At 72.0% G+C, this 16,975-nt stretch carries 15 protein-coding genes and 1 pseudogene; 9 read left to right on the forward strand and 7 right to left on the reverse strand.

Annotated features, from left to right (window positions below; all coding sequences use genetic code 11):
- Positions 1-243 (forward strand): response regulator transcription factor (locus C1J00_RS07950; RefSeq protein WP_102908320.1); only part of this gene is annotated, 243 nt, incomplete at its 5' end.
- 251 nt (positions 244-494) lie between these two features.
- Positions 495-692 carry a DUF8691 family protein gene (locus tag C1J00_RS07955; protein ID WP_102908321.1) on the forward strand — a complete coding sequence of 66 codons (198 nt, stop codon included), beginning with the start codon at positions 495-497 and terminating at the stop codon, positions 690-692.
- Between the two features lie 5 nt (positions 693-697).
- On the opposite strand, the gene C1J00_RS07960 is transcribed toward C1J00_RS07955, so the two are convergent.
- Both C1J00_RS07960 and C1J00_RS07965 read right to left on the reverse strand, forming a co-directional pair.
- Complete coding sequence (locus tag C1J00_RS07960) at positions 698-2,107, reverse strand: DUF2252 domain-containing protein (protein WP_102908322.1); 1,410 nt, start codon at positions 2,105-2,107, stop codon at positions 698-700.
- Positions 2,108-2,110: 3 nt separating this feature from the next.
- Positions 2,111-2,755 carry a potassium channel family protein gene (locus C1J00_RS07965; RefSeq protein WP_342751688.1) on the reverse strand — a complete coding sequence of 215 codons (645 nt, stop codon included), beginning with the start codon at positions 2,753-2,755 and terminating at the stop codon, positions 2,111-2,113.
- A 455-nt stretch (positions 2,756-3,210) separates the two neighbouring features.
- Between C1J00_RS07965 and C1J00_RS07975 the strand changes: the two genes are divergently transcribed.
- Both C1J00_RS07975 and C1J00_RS07980 read left to right on the forward strand, forming a co-directional pair.
- Complete coding sequence (locus C1J00_RS07975) at positions 3,211-3,678, forward strand: SHOCT domain-containing protein (protein WP_102908325.1); 468 nt, start codon at positions 3,211-3,213, stop codon at positions 3,676-3,678.
- Positions 3,679-3,710: 32 nt separating this feature from the next.
- The gene (locus C1J00_RS07980) at positions 3,711-4,127 is read left to right on the forward strand and encodes a DUF7144 family membrane protein (protein WP_102908326.1); all 417 of its coding nucleotides are present in this window, start codon (positions 3,711-3,713) and stop codon (positions 4,125-4,127) included.
- Between the two features lie 9 nt (positions 4,128-4,136).
- On the opposite strand, the gene C1J00_RS07985 is transcribed toward C1J00_RS07980, so the two are convergent.
- Positions 4,137-6,182: a SpoIIE family protein phosphatase gene (locus tag C1J00_RS07985; protein WP_102908327.1), complete on the reverse strand. Its 2,046-nt coding sequence runs from the start codon at positions 6,180-6,182 to the stop codon at positions 4,137-4,139.
- Positions 6,183-6,334: 152 nt separating this feature from the next.
- On the opposite strand from C1J00_RS07985, the gene C1J00_RS07990 reads away from it, so the two are divergent.
- Together C1J00_RS07990 and C1J00_RS07995 are read left to right on the forward strand one after the other, a co-directional pair.
- Positions 6,335-7,165, forward strand: coding sequence for an alpha/beta fold hydrolase (locus tag C1J00_RS07990; RefSeq protein WP_245936255.1), 831 nt, complete (start codon positions 6,335-6,337; stop codon positions 7,163-7,165).
- A gap of 223 nt (positions 7,166-7,388) precedes the next feature.
- Positions 7,389-11,285 (forward strand): glycoside hydrolase family 2 TIM barrel-domain containing protein, encoded by a 3,897-nt coding sequence (locus tag C1J00_RS07995; RefSeq protein WP_102908329.1) that lies wholly within the window; start codon positions 7,389-7,391, stop codon positions 11,283-11,285.
- A 20-nt stretch (positions 11,286-11,305) separates the two neighbouring features.
- Here the strand turns inward: C1J00_RS07995 and C1J00_RS08000 are convergent, their stop codons facing one another.
- Positions 11,306-11,668, reverse strand: coding sequence for an ArsR/SmtB family transcription factor (locus C1J00_RS08000; protein ID WP_102908330.1), 363 nt, complete (start codon positions 11,666-11,668; stop codon positions 11,306-11,308).
- A gap of 131 nt (positions 11,669-11,799) precedes the next feature.
- Between C1J00_RS08000 and C1J00_RS08005 the strand changes: the two genes are divergently transcribed.
- Positions 11,800-13,281: an AlkA N-terminal domain-containing protein gene (locus C1J00_RS08005; RefSeq protein ID WP_281262748.1), complete on the forward strand. Its 1,482-nt coding sequence runs from the start codon at positions 11,800-11,802 to the stop codon at positions 13,279-13,281.
- 10 nt (positions 13,282-13,291) lie between these two features.
- Positions 13,292-13,774: a methylated-DNA--[protein]-cysteine S-methyltransferase gene (locus C1J00_RS08010; RefSeq protein WP_102908331.1), complete on the forward strand. Its 483-nt coding sequence runs from the start codon at positions 13,292-13,294 to the stop codon at positions 13,772-13,774.
- A 37-nt stretch (positions 13,775-13,811) separates the two neighbouring features.
- Here C1J00_RS08010 and C1J00_RS46520 read toward each other — a convergent pair.
- The 3 genes and pseudogenes from C1J00_RS46520 to C1J00_RS08025 form a co-directional block, all read right to left on the reverse strand.
- A pseudogene (locus tag C1J00_RS46520) lies at positions 13,812-13,916 on the reverse strand (NAD-dependent deacetylase); the annotation flags it as partial.
- Positions 13,917-13,935: 19 nt separating this feature from the next.
- Positions 13,936-14,430 carry an NUDIX domain-containing protein gene (locus C1J00_RS08020; protein WP_102908332.1) on the reverse strand — a complete coding sequence of 165 codons (495 nt, stop codon included), beginning with the start codon at positions 14,428-14,430 and terminating at the stop codon, positions 13,936-13,938.
- 39 nt (positions 14,431-14,469) lie between these two features.
- The gene (locus tag C1J00_RS08025) at positions 14,470-15,543 is read right to left on the reverse strand and encodes an ADP-ribosylglycohydrolase family protein (RefSeq protein WP_102908333.1); all 1,074 of its coding nucleotides are present in this window, start codon (positions 15,541-15,543) and stop codon (positions 14,470-14,472) included.
- A gap of 263 nt (positions 15,544-15,806) precedes the next feature.
- On the opposite strand from C1J00_RS08025, the gene C1J00_RS08030 reads away from it, so the two are divergent.
- Positions 15,807-16,925: a glycerate kinase gene (locus C1J00_RS08030; protein ID WP_102908348.1), complete on the forward strand. Its 1,119-nt coding sequence runs from the start codon at positions 15,807-15,809 to the stop codon at positions 16,923-16,925.
- Positions 16,926-16,975 lie beyond the last annotated feature (50 nt).

The following is a 16,975-nucleotide window of genomic DNA, read 5'->3' on the forward strand; positions in this document are numbered from 1 at the left end:
CCCGGGAACGGTCCCCCCGTCCCCACCGCACAGCCGCGGCCGCTCGTGGTCGACGAACTGAGCGCGCGTGAGCGTGACGTGCTGCGCAGGCTGGCCGAGATGAGGTCGACGGAGGAGATCGCAACCGACCTCCACGTGTCGGTGAACACCGTGAAGACCCACCTCAAGAGCATCTACCGCAAGCTCGCGGTGAGCCGGCGCGGCGACGCGGTCCGCCGCGCCCGCGAGGCGCGGATCCTGTGACCGCGCGGCTGGGCCTGCCCCCCTTGCGCGGGGCGTGGCTCGGTCCCCGTCGCGCGCGGGGCGCCGCTCGGCCGGCCCTACCCCTCACGGGGGGCGGGTGAGGCGCGGCTGCGGCACGCACGTACGCGAGCTCCGCGGGGCGCCCGCGGAGGTTCACCTGTGCCGGGTGAGGGCGCGCGGGCCGCCGAGGCGGACCATCACTGGGGAAGGGCGCGCCTCCCACTCTCGGGCCGCCCGCGGGAGAGCAGCTCATGCGCTACGAGATCCGCATCGCCGGACAGATGTCGGAGACACTGGCCAAGGCCTTCCCGGAACTGGACCACGTGGTGGTGTCCGGGCAGACGCTGCTGTACGGCCCGGTCGTGGACGAGGCCCACCTGTACGGTCTGCTGGCCCGTTTCCAGTCGCTGGGGCTCAGGGTCGTGGAGATGCGCCAGTTGCCGGAGTGACCGGCTCACGGGGGCGCCGCGTGAACCCGGCCGGACCGGACGGCGGCGCCCAGTGCGGCGAAGTCCCGCTCGTTACGGTCGGCGTAGGACCGCGCGAACGCGGTGAGCGCGCGATCGAAGCGGTTCCCGCCGCCGAGGTACGCCCCGATGGCCACGGGATCGCCCGAGCGGGCATGGGCCCTCGCCAGGCTCGCTCCGCACAGACCGGCGAACAGCCGCAGCAGGTCCGGGTCCATTGTGTCCGGCCGTGCGATGCCCTTCCAGTCGCGCAGCTGACGTACGTAGAAGTCCCGTTCGTGTCCGTCGAGGCCCGTGGCGTGCGTCCAGCCGAGGAGGATGTCGCTGGTCGTCTGGATCAGCCGCTGGCCCGCCACCACGCGGCGTCCCTCGTTGTCGTAGCGGATGCCGTCGGTGTGGTCGGCGAGCACCGACGCCTGAGCCTCCTTGGCCTGCAACAGCAGCGGGTCGTCATCGTCCCGGCCGAGCAGGAGCACGATCCAGCAGCGGGTGCCGACGCTGCCGACGCCCACCACCTTGCGGGCGATGTCTACCAGCCGGAAGCGACGCAGCAGGTGCCGGCGCTCGGACGACAGGGTCCGCACGTATCCCTCCAGGACGGCGCGCAGCTCCTTCTCCTGCCCGTGCGGCGCGGAGTCGTCCACCAGGTCGCGCAGCGGAGTGATCAAGGGCGGGTCGGGGGCGATCCGCCGGCCTTCGTCCGTGACCCGGGTGAGTTTCTCGAAGGCCTGGAGGTGGGTGCGGGTCCTGGCCTTCGCCGTCGCCTCGTCGGTACGGCGCCTGGCCTCCTTGGTCATCGACGCGGCCATCAGTTCCCGCAGCCGGTCGGCGTCGTCCTGCGCGTACCAGATGTCCAGGGTGCGCATGCCCGCGAACTCCCGCATCCGCTGCCGGTAGGCCCGCACGCACGTCTCCACGACCCGGTTCTGCTCCTCGGCCTCGAAACCGTTGGCCCGGCCCGCGATGGCGAAACTGGCCGCGAGCCGCTTGACATCCCATTCGAACGGTCCGGCCAGGGTCTCGTCGAAGTCGTTGACGTCGAACACCAGATGGCGTTCCGGCGAGGCCAGCAGCCGGAAGTTCAGCAGATGGGCGTCGCCGCAGAGCTGCACCCGCAGTCCGGTGTCCGCGACGGCCCCGAGGTCCGCCGCCATGATGGCCGCCGCGCCCCGGTAGAAGCGGAATGGGGACTCCAGCATCCGGGCGTAGCGGATCGGCACCAACTCCGGTATGCGGGTGGCTGACTGACGTTCCACCACTTCGACCGGGTCGAAGCGCTGCGGCCCCGCGTCGAAGTAGCCGTGGGACGAGCGGGGGACGTGCCGTCGCACGTTCCGGCCCTCGGCCGCCCGTTCGGCCGGCGACAGGAAGGTCGTGAGGGGGCCCGGTACGGTCATGGCTCAGTCCTCCGGCCGCGGGGTGAGGTCGTCCGAGGGCTCCCGTCCCCGACGGCGCAGGCCCGCCTGTACGGCACCGGCGAGAATCCGTGCGGCGACGCCCACCAGCAGCAGTCCGCCCGCCATCTGCACCATCGTCAGTACGCGTCCGGTCTGGGAACGGGCGGCGATGTCCCCGTACCCGACCGTGGTGAACGTGGTGAGCGTGAAGTACAGGGAGTCGGTCTTGGTCAGCGGTTCGCTGAAGGAACCCGGGGCGGAGTGCTCCAGGAGGTAGTAGGTGCCCGCGAAGAGCAGGAGGAAGAGGACCAGTGTGGCGGCCAGGGCCTCGACGGCCTTCAGCCGCGGGTAGGGCGAGTACGCGATGGCCCGGACCTCCCACCAGAAGACCACGAGGCAGAGCAGCAGGCCGCCGGCGAGCAGTGCCGAGGTGCCGGTCGTGCTCCGCCCGTCCAGAGGCAGCACGTAGTAGACGGTGACGAGACCGGTCGCGATGAGCACCGCACGCGCGAGGACCGCGGCCCTCGCGCGTCGCCGCGGACCGTGCGGTCGCCGACGCCGCTCTCGCTCCTGGTCCTGCTCCTGGTCCTGGTCCTGCTTCTGCCGGAGCCGGGCGGGCGTGGCCCGGGCCATCGCTGGATCGTTCATCTCGATTCTCGTGCTCCTGCGCCGACATGGGGTGTCACCACCTCACCACCTCACCGCGGTGGCGCCGGGGACGGATCACCCACCAGGGGTGACCCGGCGGCAGGTGGCGCAGGCGACGCTGCTCGGCAGCGGCGTTCCCACCCGGGCGTACCGGAGGACCGGCAGACCGGCGAACTGGCGAACCGGCGAACCGGCAGACCGGAGGACCGGAGGATCGCCGGTGAGGAGGAGCGGCTCGTGCTCGCCCCGGCGGGCCACGCCGCTCGGATCGTCCGCCGCCGTTACGCACAGCCCACCGGGAACGCCTGAGCCGGCGGGCCGGGAAACGCCCCGTTCCTCCCCCGCGGCGGCCGCACGATCACCCGCTCCGGGTGATGCGGCGCGGTGCGGATCGCGAGCAGGCTGACAGCGGCACGCAACGGCTGCCGGGCGGGTGCCCGGGACGGAGGGGTGACATGAGTGCGCAGACCTACCTGGCGTACGACTTTCCGCTGCTGAGCGCCTTCTGGGCGATGCTGTGGTTCTTCCTGTGGATCATGTGGTTCGTGCTGCTCTTCCGGATCGTCTTCGACATCTTCCGCGACGACTCACTGAGCGGCGCGGCCAAGACGGGCTGGCTGGTGTTCTGCATCGTCCTGCCCTTCCTCGGGGTGTTCGTCTACGTCATCGCCCGCGGCAAGAACATGGGACGCAGGGAGATCTCACACGCCCGCGAGCAGCAGGAGGCCATGGACAGCTACATACGGCAGACCGCCAGGGGCGGCGACGACCGGCCGAGCAGCGTCGACGAACTCGCCAGGCTGTCCGAGATCCGCGCCCGCGGTGACATCACGAACGAGGAGTTCCGCAAGGCCAAGCACCTGGTCCTGAGCGGCTCCGGCTCGTCGGCACCCCCGCCGTCCGCCACCTCCTCCGGTCGCTGACCGCGCCGGACGCAGCAGAAACGAGGCAGCTCATGACCGCCACACACCCAACGCACGGGCACCGGACGGCGAAGCACGGCCTGGCCACCGGCATGATGGTCTTCGCGGCCGTCATGCTCATGATTACCGGGATTCTCGCCGTGATGCGCGGCATCGCGGCCATCGCCGAGGACGAGGTCTTCGTCTCGACCCCCAACTACGTCTTCGCGTTCGACCTCACCGGCTGGGGCTGGATCCACCTCGCCCTGGGTGTGGTCGCCGTGCTCGTCAGCATGGGTCTGTTCCAGGGGTCGGGCTGGGCGCGCGTCATCGGCGTGGGCATCGCCGGACTCGTCATCATCGCCAACTTCCTCTCCCTGCCGGCCTACCCGGTCTGGTCCGTGGTCGTGATCGCGATGTCCGCGTTCATCATCTGGGCCCTGTGCACCCCACGCAGGGGTGACGCCTGAGCCGTCGCGTCAGGCCCGTGTGCGGACCAGCAGCAGGGCCACGTCGTCGTCCGGTTCGGGACTCAGTGCGCTGAGCAGACTGTCGCTCGCGCGCTGCAGGCTGGACCCCGTGTTCCGGAGCAGGCGGGTCAGCGTGTCGAGGCCGGTGTCGATCGGCTCCGCCCGGTTCTCGACCAGCCCGTCCGTGTAGAGGGCGAGCAGGGAGCCCGGGGCGAGGTCCACCTCCAGCGTGCCGAACGCCACGCCGCCGACCCCGAGCGGCACACCGCTCGGCACGTCGAGGAGCTTCGCGCTCCCGTCCGTCCCGGCGAGCACCGGCGGCAGATGCCCGGCGCTGGACAGCTCGCAGGTGCCGCGCTCCAGGTCGCACACCGCGTACACACACGTGGCGATGGCGTCGCCGAGCGAGCCGGCGATGTCGTCGAGGTGGCGCAGCAGCTCGGCCGGCGGCAGGTCCAGCCGGGCCAGCGCCCGCGTCGCCGTGCTCAGCTGCCCCATGATCGCAGCGGCCTGGACGCCCTTGCCCATGACGTCCCCGACGACCAGCGCGGTGCGCCGCGGGCCCAGCGGCAGGACGTCGTACCAGTCGCCGCCGACCTCACTGAGGGCCGGGCGGTAGCGGGCGGCGATGTCCAGCCCCTCCCGCTCGGCGGGCGTGCTCGGCAGCAGGCTGCGCTGCAGGGTCAGGGCGGTGCCGCGCTCGCGGCCGTAGAGGCGGGCGTTGTCTATGCAGATCGCGGCCCGGGCGGCGAGTTCGGAGGCGAGCACCTGGTCCCGGTCGTCGAAGGGGCGCTCGTTGACCGTGCGGTACAGGGAGAGCGTGCCGAGCACCTTGCCCCGGGCCACCAGGGGCAGCGCCAGGTAGGAGTGGGCACCGGCCTCGTGCAGGGCCAGGGCGGCCCGTGAGTCCCGGGCCAGACGCCGCAGCATCTTGCCGTCCACGCGCTCGATCAGGACCGGGCGGGCGCTGCGTACGCACTGTGTGATGACCCGCGACGAGCCGTACGTGGCCAGCTCGCCCACCGGGTCGGCGGCGTGGATGGCGTCGGTGGGGTAGCCGGCCGCGACGGCCAGCGCCCGGAACTCGGCCGGGGCGCCGCCCGACACGGGCGTGATGGTGCCGCTGGCCACGACCGACTCCAGGACGTCCACGGCGGCCAGGTCCGCGAGGTGCGGAACGACCACACCGGCCAGCTCCCGGGCGGTCTGCTGGAGGTCCAGCGTGGTGCCGATCTTCATACCCGCGTCGGCGATCACCGACAGGTGCTGGCGCGCCTGCGCGACCTCCGCCGCGGCCTGCTGGCGCTCGGTGACGTCCAGCACGGCCATCGCGAGCCCGAGCACCCGGCCGTCGGTGTCCTCGATGCGGTGGTACGACTCCGAGTAGGCGCGCTCCTGGACGTCCGCAGCCGTACGGCCGACGGTCTGCTGGTCGAGCAGGGGTCTGCCGGTCTCCAGGACGTGCCGCATCCGAGTCTCGATGGTCGCCACGTCCAGACCCGGCAGCACCTCACCCAGGCGGCGCCCCAGCACGGCTTCCTCGGGCATGCCGTTGATCCGCTCCAGCGCGGGATTGACCCCGACCCAGCGCAGGTCGTTGTCGAAGACGGCGATGCCGAGCGGCGTCTGGTTGACGAGGCTGTGCGAGAGGGCGAGGTCGCGCTCCACCTGCCGTACGGTCGTCGCGTCCGTGGCGAGTCCCAGCAGGTGGGGCTGCCCCTCGGGGTCGAGGAGGCGCATCGTACGGAACTCCACGGCGCGTTCCGTGCCGTCGCTGTGCCGCAGCGGGAAGACACCGGCCCACCGGGCCCCTGTGCTGACCTGGGCGAAGAGCTCCCTGCCGCGGGGCCGGTTCTCGGGGGAGATCAGGAGGGTGTCGGCGCGCTGCCGCAGCGCCTCCGCAGCGGTCCAGCCGAGCAGGTGTTCGATCTCGGGGCTCCACAACGCGATGCGCCCGCCCGCGTCCAGGACCACCGCCGCGACCTTCAGCAGATCCAGCAACCCGCCGGGCGCGGCCGTGACGGCGTCGCGGTCCGAGGTCGCATACCCGTTCATGCGAGCCGCTCCTTCCGGCGCGGCAAAGGTACCGCCATGATCTGTTGCTCTGGCTGTCCGATGAGGTCACATTACGGTCGGAGGAGCGGCACTGTCGCGCCGAAATGACAAAAAACCGCGGGTGGGTGCTCGTGGCGGGAGGGAGCGGCATCGTGGACGACTGGACGCTGCGGGAGAGCCTTGACACCGGGTCGGGGACCGTGCGCTGGGACCGGCTCGGCGACCCCGGCGGAGGGCCGGTGGTGCTGCTGCACGGGACGCCCTTCTCCTCGTACGTGTGGCACGAGGTCGCGCCCGCCCTGGCCGCCGCCGGGTACCGCGTGCACGTGTGGGACATGGCGGGCTACGGCGCCTCCGGCATGCACGCCGGACAGGACGTCTCACTGGGCGCCCAGGGCCGGATCTTCGCCGGGCTGCTGGCGCACTGGGGACTTCAGGAGCCGGCGGTCGTCGCGCACGACTTCGGGGGATGCGTGGCCCTGCGCGCCCATCTGCTGCACGGGGCCCGCTACCGGCGGCTCGCGCTGATCGACCCGGTGGCGCTGAAGCCCTGGGGCTCCCCCTTCTTCCGGCTGGTCGGGGAACACAGCCAGGTCTTCGAGCAGCTCCCGGCGGCACTGCACGAGGCCCTGGTGCGCGAGTACGTCTCCTCCGCGAGCCACCTCGGACTGCGTCCCGCCGCCCTCGACGCCCTGGTCGGGCCCTGGACGGGGGAGGAGGGCCAGGCCGCCTTCTACCGGCAGATCGCGCAGGCCGACCAGCGCTACACCGACGAGATCCAGCCGCTCTACCCGACGATCGACCTGCCCGTCACGGTGTGCTGGGGCACCGAGGACACCTGGATCCCGTTCGCCAGGGGGCGGGAACTCGCCGCCCTGATCCCGGGAGCCCGGCTGGTGCCCGTCCCGGAGGCCGGTCATCTCGTCCCGCTGGACGTGCCCGCCCGGCTGACGGGCGAGTTGCTGATGTTCCTCGCGTCCTGAACGCCGCCCGACCCCGGAGATCCACCAGGACCGCACAAAGTCCGACGGGATCATTGCTTCGTTTGTGTTCGAGTCCTAGGGTGTGCCTGCTCAGCAGTTGCTCCGTCACCGTCAGTTGCACGGATCCCAACAGAAACACCCATCGTGGGTGGGCGGTTGGGGCTCCCGTCTGACATGCCCTCAGTCCGTGCAGCACCCTGTCGAACCGAGGAAGGCCACGGTCATGCCGCACCCCCACTCACACCCTTCTCCCGCCGACCGGCCGGTCGTCAGCCGCCGCCGACTGCTGGAGGGAGGAGCCGCCGTGCTCGGCGCGCTCGCCCTGTCCGCGTCGCCCGCCGCGGCACACGCGGCCGGGCGGCGTCCGGCGGCGGACGGTCCTCCCGAGTGGAACGACGGCCTGAGCGTGTACCGGGTGGGCACCGAGCCACCGCACACCACCCTCATGCCCTACGCGGACCTCGGGCAGGCCCTGAAGGGCGACCGCGAGCGCTCGCCGTACCGGCTGAGCCTCGACGGCACCTGGAAGTTCGCCTACGTGGACCGCCCCGACGACCGGGACACCGACTTCCACCGCACCGACCTCGACGACTCCGGCTGGGACTCCATCCCCGTCCCCTCGGCCTGGCAGCTGCACGGCTACGACTTCCCGATCTACGTCAACATCACCTACCCCTGGTGGGGCCCCAACGGCCGCGGCGAGGAGGCCCAGCCACCGGCCGCCCCGACCCGCTACAACCCCGTCGGCCAGTACCGCCGTACCTTCACCGTGCCCCGCAACTGGCGGGGCCGGCGCACCTTCCTGCACTTCGAGGGCGTCAAGTCCGCCCATTACGTGTGGATCAACGGCGAGCTGGTGGGCTACCACGAGGACTCCTACACCTCCGCCGAGTACGACATCACCCCCCACCTCAAGCCGGGCACCAACCACATCGCCGTAGAGGTGTACCGCTACTCCGACGCGGAGTGGCTGGAGGACCAGGACATGATCCGGCTGAGCGGCATCTTCCGCTCGGTCCACCTGTACTCCACGCCCAGCGTGCACCTGCGCGACTTCAAGCTGGACACCCCGCTCGGCGACGGCTACACCTCCGCCGAGCTCGAGGTCACCGCGCACGTGCGCGACTACGGCGGCGAGGGCGGGGGCCGCTACACCGTCGAGACCCAGCTCTACGACGCCCGTGGCCACGCGGTCTGGTCCCGGCCCCTGAACCGTTCCGCCGACGTCCCCGACGGCGACGAGGCGACGGTCGAGGCGTCCAGAGCCGTCCCCTCACCGAAGCTGTGGTCGGCCGAGCACCCGAACCTCTACACCGCCGTGCTCCGTCTGCGCGACCCCGCCGGCAAGGTGGTGGAGACCCTCTCGCACCGGGTCGGTTTCCGCGAGTTCGCGCTGAAGGACGGCCTGATGCGCATCAACGGCAAGCCGGTCTCCTTCCGCGGCGTCAACCGGCACGAGATGCATCCCGTCACCGGCTCGGCGATCACCCGCGCGCAGATGATCGAGGACATCGGGATCATCAAGCGCCTCAACATCAACAGCGTCCGCACCTCGCACTACCCCAACAGCCCGCTCTGGCTCGAACTCGCCGACGAGTACGGCCTGTACCTCGTCGACGAGACCAACCTGGAGACCCACGGCGTCCGCGACGAGTTCCCGGGAAGCGGGCACCCCGAGTGGACCGAGGCATGCGTGGTCCGCGCCCAGAACATGGTCCACCGCGACAAGAACCACGCCTCCGTGGTCATCTGGTCCTTGGGTAACGAGGCCGGCGGCGGCACCACCTTCAACGCCATGTACGACTGGATCCGCTCCTACGACCCCACCCGCGTCATCCAGTACGAGGGCGACGATCGCCCGGGCATCAGCGACATCCGCTCCGAGATGTACGACAGCCCGCAGCGGGTCGAGCAGCGCGCCAAGGACACGAACGACACCCGCCCGTACGTGATGATCGAGTACTCCCACGGCATGGGCAACTCCAACGGCAACTTCAAGAAGTACTGGGACATCGTCCGCCGCTACGACGTCCTCCAGGGCGGTTGGATCTGGGACTTCGTCGACCAGGCCCTGAGCTGGCCCACCCCCGCCCGCAAACTGCTGACCGAGTCCGGCCCGGGAGCCCTGCGCGGCGAGATCATGGCACCCGCGGGCACCTTCGACCGCGCCAAGGGCGTCTCGGGCGGCACCGTCTTCCCCCGCGACACCCGACTCGACCTCACCGGATCACTGACCCTGGAGGCCTGGGTCACCCCGGACATCACCGGTGGCCATCAGCCCGTCATCGCCAAGGGCGACACCCAGTACGCGCTCAAGCAGACCGACAAGAACCTGGAGTTCTTCATCCACGGCGGCGGCCAGTGGGTCACCGCGAGCTGGGCCCTTCCCGACGGCTGGACCGGCAAGGAGCACCACATCGCCGGTGTCTTCGACGCGGACGCAGGCACACTCACCCTGTACGTCGACGGCCAGGTGCGCGGCACCCGGACCACCACCCGCCGCCCCGGCGTCAACACCGCGTCCCTGTCGCTCGCCACCGACATCGACAACCCGACCCGGGAGTTCAGCGGCACCATCCGCCGCGCCCGCGTGTACGCCCGCGCCCTGAGCGCCGCTGAACTGGCCTCGGACACCCGCAAGGCCGACGACGAGGGCGTGCGCTTCTGGTTCGACGCGGCCACCGCCGGCCTCACCGAGAAGCGCCCGCGCGACAAGACGTTCTACGCGTACGGCGGTGACTGGGGCGACAACCCCAACGACGGTGCCTTCGCCGGCGACGGCATCGTCCTGCCCGACCGCACCCTCACCGGCAAGTCCGCCGAGGTCAAGCAGATCTACCAGGCCGTCGACGCGACCCCGGCCTCCGGTGGCCCCGGCGCCGTCACGCTCACCAACGAGTACCTGTTCACCAACCTCCGCGAGTTCGACGGCCGTTGGTCCCTCGTCGCCGACGGCAAGGTCGTCCAGCGCGGCCGGCTGACCCGCGACCAGCTGAACGTCGCCCCACTGAGCAGCAAGGGCATCAAGGTCCCGGTGCGCCTCCCGGCGAAGCCCGAGCCCGGCACGGAGTACTTCCTCCAGCTCTCCTTCACCACCAGGGAAGCCGCCAAGTGGGCCAAGGCCGGCTTCGAGGTGGCCAAGCGGCAGCTCCAACTCGACTCGGGCAGCCCGGCCGTGAAACCCGCGCCACTGCGTACCGTGCCCGCCCTCGGCCACACCGACGGGGACAAGAGCGTCACCGTGAAGGGCAAGGGCTTCGCCGTCACCGTCGACAAGAGCACCGGCACCATCACCTCCTACGAGGCGGGCGGCACCCCGCTCATCACCTCCGGCCCCGTCCCGAACTTCTGGCGGGCGCCCACCGACAACGACCGGGGCAACGGCCACCACACCCGCAACCAGACGTGGCGGGACGCCGGAGCCAGGCGGAAGGTGGCCGACGTACGGGTGCGGCCCCTGGACGGCCGGGCGGTCGAGATCACTGTCACCGGCACGCTGCCCACCGGCACCGAGTCCACGTACAGCACGACGTACACGGTCTTCGGCAACGGCGAGATCAAGGTCGACAACACCCTGCACCCGAGGGCGGCGAACCTGCCGTACATCCCGGAGGTCGGCACCCTGCTGTTCCTGCCCCGCCGCCTGGACCGGCTGCACTACTACGGCCGGGGCCCCGAGGAGAACATGTGGGACCGCAACAACGCCACCGACGTGGGCCTGTACTCCGGCACCGTCTCCGGGCAGTGGACCCCGTATCTGCGCCCTCAGGAGAACGGCAACAAGACCGACGTCCGATGGGCGGCGCTGACCGACGGCAGGGGGCGCGGACTGCTCGTGTCCGGTGAACCGCTGCTGGAGGTCAACGCCTCGCACTTCACCCCCGAGGACCTGTCGGTCGGCGCCCGCCACGACTACCAGCTCACCCCCCGGGACGCGGTGGTCCTGCGGCTCAACCACCGCCAGATGGGCGTGGGCGGCGACAACAGCTGGGGGGCGCACACGCACGACGAGTTCAAGCTGCTCGCGGGCCGCGACTACGCGTACACCTACCGGCTGCGTCCGCTCACGCGCGTGAGTGAGGCGACGGAGGCCTCGCGACGGCCGACCGCCACCGCGTAGACCGTGTCAGCGGCGCCGCCTCAGCCGGCGGCGTCGCTGATGCCCAGCCGCAGATGCTCCACGTGGTACACGGCCTGGTCGAGCAGCTCGGCGACATGGTGGTCGTGCAGCGCGTACACCACCGAACGGCCCCGCCGCTCGCCCACGACCAGACCCAGATTGCGCAGCAGCCGCAGCTGGTGCGAGCAGGCCGACTGCTCCATGCCCACCTCGGCGGCCAACTCCGTGGCCGGCAGCGGGCCTTCGCGCAGCCGCGCCAGGATCAGCAGCCGGGAGGGTGTGGACAGGGCCTGGAGCGTGGTGGCGACCTTCGCGACGTTGTCCGCGTCCAGGCGTACGCGCTCGCCGGCGTCCTGCGCGGGAGTGACGGCTCCATGACCCATGACGTCATCCTAGCGGCCCCACGCGAACACATGAATGAATCTTCATCTGTGCCCGTGAGGCGGTGCCGGGCCCGCACGTCGATGTCGGATTCTCGCCAGCCCCGTGCCGCCCGGTGCCGGATGCTGGACTCATGCAGACGGGGATGCACACCGACACCGAGCGCTGCGTGCGCGCCGTACGGTCGAAGGACGCACGCTTCGACGGCTGGTTCTTCACGGCCGTCCTGACCACCGGCATCTACTGCCGTCCCAGCTGCCCGGTGGTGCCGCCCAAGCCGGAGAACATGGTCTTCCACCCCAGCGCGGCGGCCTGCCAGCAGGCCGGGTTCCGGGCCTGCAAACGCTGCCGGCCCGACACCAGCCCCGGATCCCCGGAATGGAACCAGCGCGCCGACCTCGTGGCCCGTGCCATGCGGCTGATCGCCGACGGGGTCGTGGACCGCGAGGGCGTGCCCGGCCTCGCAGGCCGGCTCGGCTACAGCACGCGGCAGGTCGAGCGGCAGCTCCTCGCCGAACTGGGCGCCGGCCCACTCGCGCTCGCCCGCGCGCAGCGCGCCCAGACGGCCCGGCTGCTCATCGAGACGACCGCCCTGCCCATGGCGCAGATCGCCTTCGCCGCCGGCTTCGCCTCCATCCGTACCTTCAACGACACGGTCCGTGAGGTCTTCGCCCTGCCCCCGGGGGAACTGCGCGCCCGCGCCCCGAAGCGGCAGGGCACGAGCACCCCCGGCGCACTGTCCCTGCGGCTGCCGTTCCGCGCCCCGCTCAACCCCGACAACCTCTTCGGCCACCTCGCCGCGACGGCCGTACCCGGCGTGGAGGAGTGGCGCGACGGCTCCTACCGCCGCACCCTGCGCCTCCCGTACGGTCACGGCGTCGTGGCCCTCACCCCCGGCCCGGACCACATCGCCTGCCGCCTCACCCTCAGCGACCTGCGCGATCTGACCGTCGCCATCAGCCGCTGCCGCCGCCTGCTCGACCTGGACGCCGACCCGGTGGCCATCGACGACCAGCTCCGCACGGACCCGGTGCTGGCGCCGCTGGTCGACAAGGCGCCCGGCCGGCGCGTGCCGCGCACGGTCGACGAGGCCGAGTTCGCCGTCCGGGCCGTGCTCGGCCAGCAGGTCTCCACCGCCGCCGCCCGCACCCACGCGGCCCGCCTGGTCACGGCGTACGGCGAACCGGTCGAGGACCCCGAGGGCGGCCTCACGCACCTCTTCCCGGCCCCCGAGGCCCTCGCGGCGCTCGACCCCGGGACCCTGGCGATGCCGCGCACCCGCCGCACGACCTTCACCACCCTGGTCCGTGCCCTCGCCGACGGCGACCTCCACCTCGGCGTGGAGAGCGACTGGCCCCGCACCCAAGAGCGGCTCCTGGCCCTGCCCGGCTTCGGCCCCTGGACGGTGGACGTCATCGCCATGCGCGCGCTCGGCGACCCCGACGCCTTCCTCCCCACCGACCTCGGTATCCGCCGCGCGGCCCGGGAACTGGGCCTGCCGTCCACTCCCGCCGCGCTCACCGCCCGCGCCGGAGTCTGGCGCCCCTGGCGGGCCTACGCGGTCCAGTACCTCTGGGCGACCGACAGCCACCCGATCAACTTCCTTCCGGTATAGGGACCTTCCGATGAAGCAGCACAACGTGACCGACAGCCCCTACGGCCCGCTCACTCTCGTCGCCGACGACGGTGTCCTGTGCGGCCTGTACATGACCGACCAGCGTCACCGCCCGCCCGAGGAGACCTTCGGCACCCGCGACGACACCCTCTTCGCCGAGACGGAGGAGCAGCTGAAGGCCTACTTCGCGGGCGAGCTGAAGGAGTTCACGGTCGAACTCCGCCTGCACGGCACCCCGTTCCAGCGCACGGTCTGGGACGCCCTGCGCCGCATCCCGTACGGCGAGACCCGCACCTACGGCAGGCTGGCCGGCCTCCTCGGCAGCCCCACCGCCTCCCGCGCGGTCGGCCTCGCCAACGGCCGCAATCCCATCGGCATCATCGTGCCGTGCCATCGGGTGATCGGGGCGAACGGCGGCCTGACGGGGTACGGCGGCGGCCTGGAGCGCAAGCAGCGCCTGCTGGACTTCGAACGCGGAGCCTCGCTCTTCTGATGTCACGCGCCGGGCGGACCTGCTCCTGGCCCGCTTCGGCGGTGAGGCCGCGCAGCAGCTCCGGCAGCGCCGTGCCGGTGGGACCCCGGACGACGTCGTCGGCACGGTCGTCGTACGGGGTCGGCTCGGCGTCGACGATGATCGACGGGCGCCGTCGCCGGTCAGAACACCCGGTGCCCGTTCTCCAGCTCCGCCGTGCCCGAGCCCTCGGCCAGGACGTCGAGGGCGGTCAGGACACGACGGCTGTGGGCGCCCGGCAGACAGTCGGCCAGCTCCTCGCGCGGGACCAGCCGCCAGGACAGCAGTTCCTCCTCCTGGAGGCGGATCGCCTTGATGTCGTCCTCGCTGAGCACCCCGCCGTCGTACACGTACGCCACCAGCGGCGGACGACCCGTGCCGTGCACCCAGTCCACCGTCAGCAGCCGGCCGAGTTCCCGGTCCAGGCCGATCTCCTCCGCCGCCTCGCGCCGTGCCCCCTGCCGCGGGGTCTCGCCGTCGTCGGACTCGATCGTGCCGCCGGGCAGCGTCCAGCCCTCCCGGTAGTTGGGCTCGACGAGCAGCACCCGGCCCTCGCCGTCCTGGAACAGCACGGCGGCACCGGCCAGGACGCGGGGCAGGGAGGCGATGTAGGTGGCGTAGTCAGAAGAGGAAGTCACCGGTGCAGGGTAACCACCGCATCCCGCCTCACCTCCGCATCAGATCGCCGCTTCCGCCAGCCGCAGCGTCCGTTGCGCCAGTTCGCTGATCCGCACGCGGTCGAAGCCGAACACCGCGCTGCGGACCGTGTCCTCCAGCGGGGCCTTCCACTGGTCGGGGATGGCCGCCGCCCCGCCGAACACGCCGGCCACCGAACCGGCGGTGGCGCCGTTGGAGTCGGTGTCCAGGCCCCCGCGGACGGTCAGGGTGATGGTGCGGGTGAAGTCACCGTCGCCGTACAGCAGCCCGGCGGTGAGGACGGCCGCGTTCGGGACGGTGTGGATCCACCCCATGCCGGTGGTCTCCTCGGCGACCGTGGTGAGCGTGTCCTCCCAGGACATCCGGGTGTCGTGCAGGGAGACCACCCGGCGCACCGTGCGGGCGAGGCGGCTGCTCGCCGGGATCACGGCCAGGGCGTCGTCGACGGCGTGCCGCACGGTGGGCGCCGTGAACGCCGCCGCGATCAGCGCCGCCGCCCACATCGCCCCGTAGACCCCGTTCCCGGTGTGCGACAGCACCGCGTCCCGCCGGGCGAGCTGGGCGGCCCGGCGCGGGACGCCGGGGCAGGTCCAGCCGAAGATGTCGGCGCGGATGAGGGCGCCGATCCACTCCTGGTACGGGTTGTCGTACGTCGCCGTCAGCGGCGGCTTCAGCCCGCTCGCGAGGTTGCGGTAGGCGGCCCGCTCGGCGGTGAACGTCTGCAGATACGGCAGCCGCAGCAGCCACAGGTCGCCGACCTGCTCGGTGCTGAATCCGAAGCCGTGGGTCTCCAGCAGGTCGAGGCCGAGGATCGCGTAGTCGACGTCGTCGTCACGGCAGCTGCCGTGGATGCGGCCGCGGACGCACCGGCGCCACTCGGGACGCAGCTCGAAGCCGTCGTGTTCGCTGATCGGCTCGGGCAGGTAGTCGGTCAGCGGCAGTGCGTCGGCCTGCCGGAGGTAGCGGTCGATGCGGTCGCGCGTCCAGAGCTCGCCCTGCTCGACCGGCTTGCCCAGCATGTTTCCCGCGATGCGGCCCGTCCATCCGCCGAGGATGCGGTCGGTGAGATCTGTGTCCGTGTGTGCGGGGCCCATGACGGGTGTCTACCCGTTTCGCGAGGTGCCTACGGGGTCGGGTGTGTGGTGCGTTCGCGGCTGCGGGGCCGTCGTGGCCGGTCGCGCAGTTCCCAGCGCCCCCAGGAGCCTCGGTCCAGGGGCTGGGCACGTGCTGACGCCAGGGCCGTCCTGCGGTTAAGGTCACAGCGGCGCGACTGGCCTTGACGTGCGTGAGGGCCCGGAGAGCAAGGGGAGTGCAAGTGGCGGAGGCTGCAGTGAGCGACACCCGGAAGGCACAGCGGGTGCTCGTCGCCGCGGACAAGTTCAAGGGGTCGCTGACGGCCGTGGAGGTCGCCGAGCGGGTCACGGCCGGGCTGCGCCGGGTCCTGCCGGACCTGGAGGTCGAGGCGCTTCCGGTGGCCGACGGCGGCGACGGGACCGTGGCCGCGGCGGTCGCGGCCGGGTTCCAGCGCCGGGAGGCACGGGTCGCCGGCCCCCTCGGCGACGAGGTGACGGCGGCGTTCGCGCTGCGCGACGGCACCGCGGTCGTGGAGATGGCCGAGGCGAGCGGGCTGCAGCGGCTGCCCGCCGGGGTCTTCGCCCCGCTCACGGCGTCCACGTACGGCTCCGGCGAGCTGCTGCGGGCCGCCCTGGACGCGGGCGCCCGCACGATCGTCTTCGGGGTCGGCGGCAGCGCCACCACCGACGGCGGAGCCGGGATGCTGGCGGCGCTCGGCGCCCGGTTCCTGGACGCCGCCGGGGAGCCGGTGCCTCCGGGCGGCGGCGGACTCGCCGTACTGGCCACCGCCGACCTGTCGGGACTCGACCCGCGACTCGCCGAGATCGAGCTGGTGCTCGCGAGCGACGTCGACAACCCCCTGACCGGCCCGAAGGGCGCACCGGCGGTCTACGGCCCCCAGAAGGGCGCCTCCCCCGAGGACGTGGCGACCCTGGACGCCGCCCTCGCGCACTTCGCGAAGGTGCTCCAGGGCCCGGCCGGCCCGAAGGCCGCGGAGTACGCGGCGTCGCCGGGTGCGGGCGCGGCGGGCGGCATCGGCTACGGCGCCCTGCTGCTGGGCGCCCGGTTCCGCCCCGGTATCGAGGTCATGCTCGACGTCCTGGGCTTCGCACCCGCCCTGGACCGTGCCGACCTGGTCATCACCGGCGAGGGCTCCCTCGACGAGCAGACCCTGCACGGCAAGGCCCCGGCGGGTGTCGCCGCCGCGGCCCGTGCCGCGGACAAGGACGTCGTGGCGGTCTGCGGACGCCTCGCCCTGCCGCCCCAGGTTCTGGGCCGCGCCGGATTCCGCCGGGCCTACCCCCTGACGGACGCCGAGCCGGACGTGGCGAAGTGCATCGCCGAGGCGGGCCCGATCCTGGAACGGGTCGCGGAACGCATCGCCAGGGACTTCCTGACCTGATCCGGGCGGTTCCCGCCGCCGCAGGCACGAAGAAGGCCCCGAGCCATCAT

This window comes from Streptomyces cahuitamycinicus, assembly GCF_002891435.1.
Taxonomy (GTDB): Bacteria; Actinomycetota; Actinomycetes; order Streptomycetales; family Streptomycetaceae; genus Streptomyces; species Streptomyces cahuitamycinicus.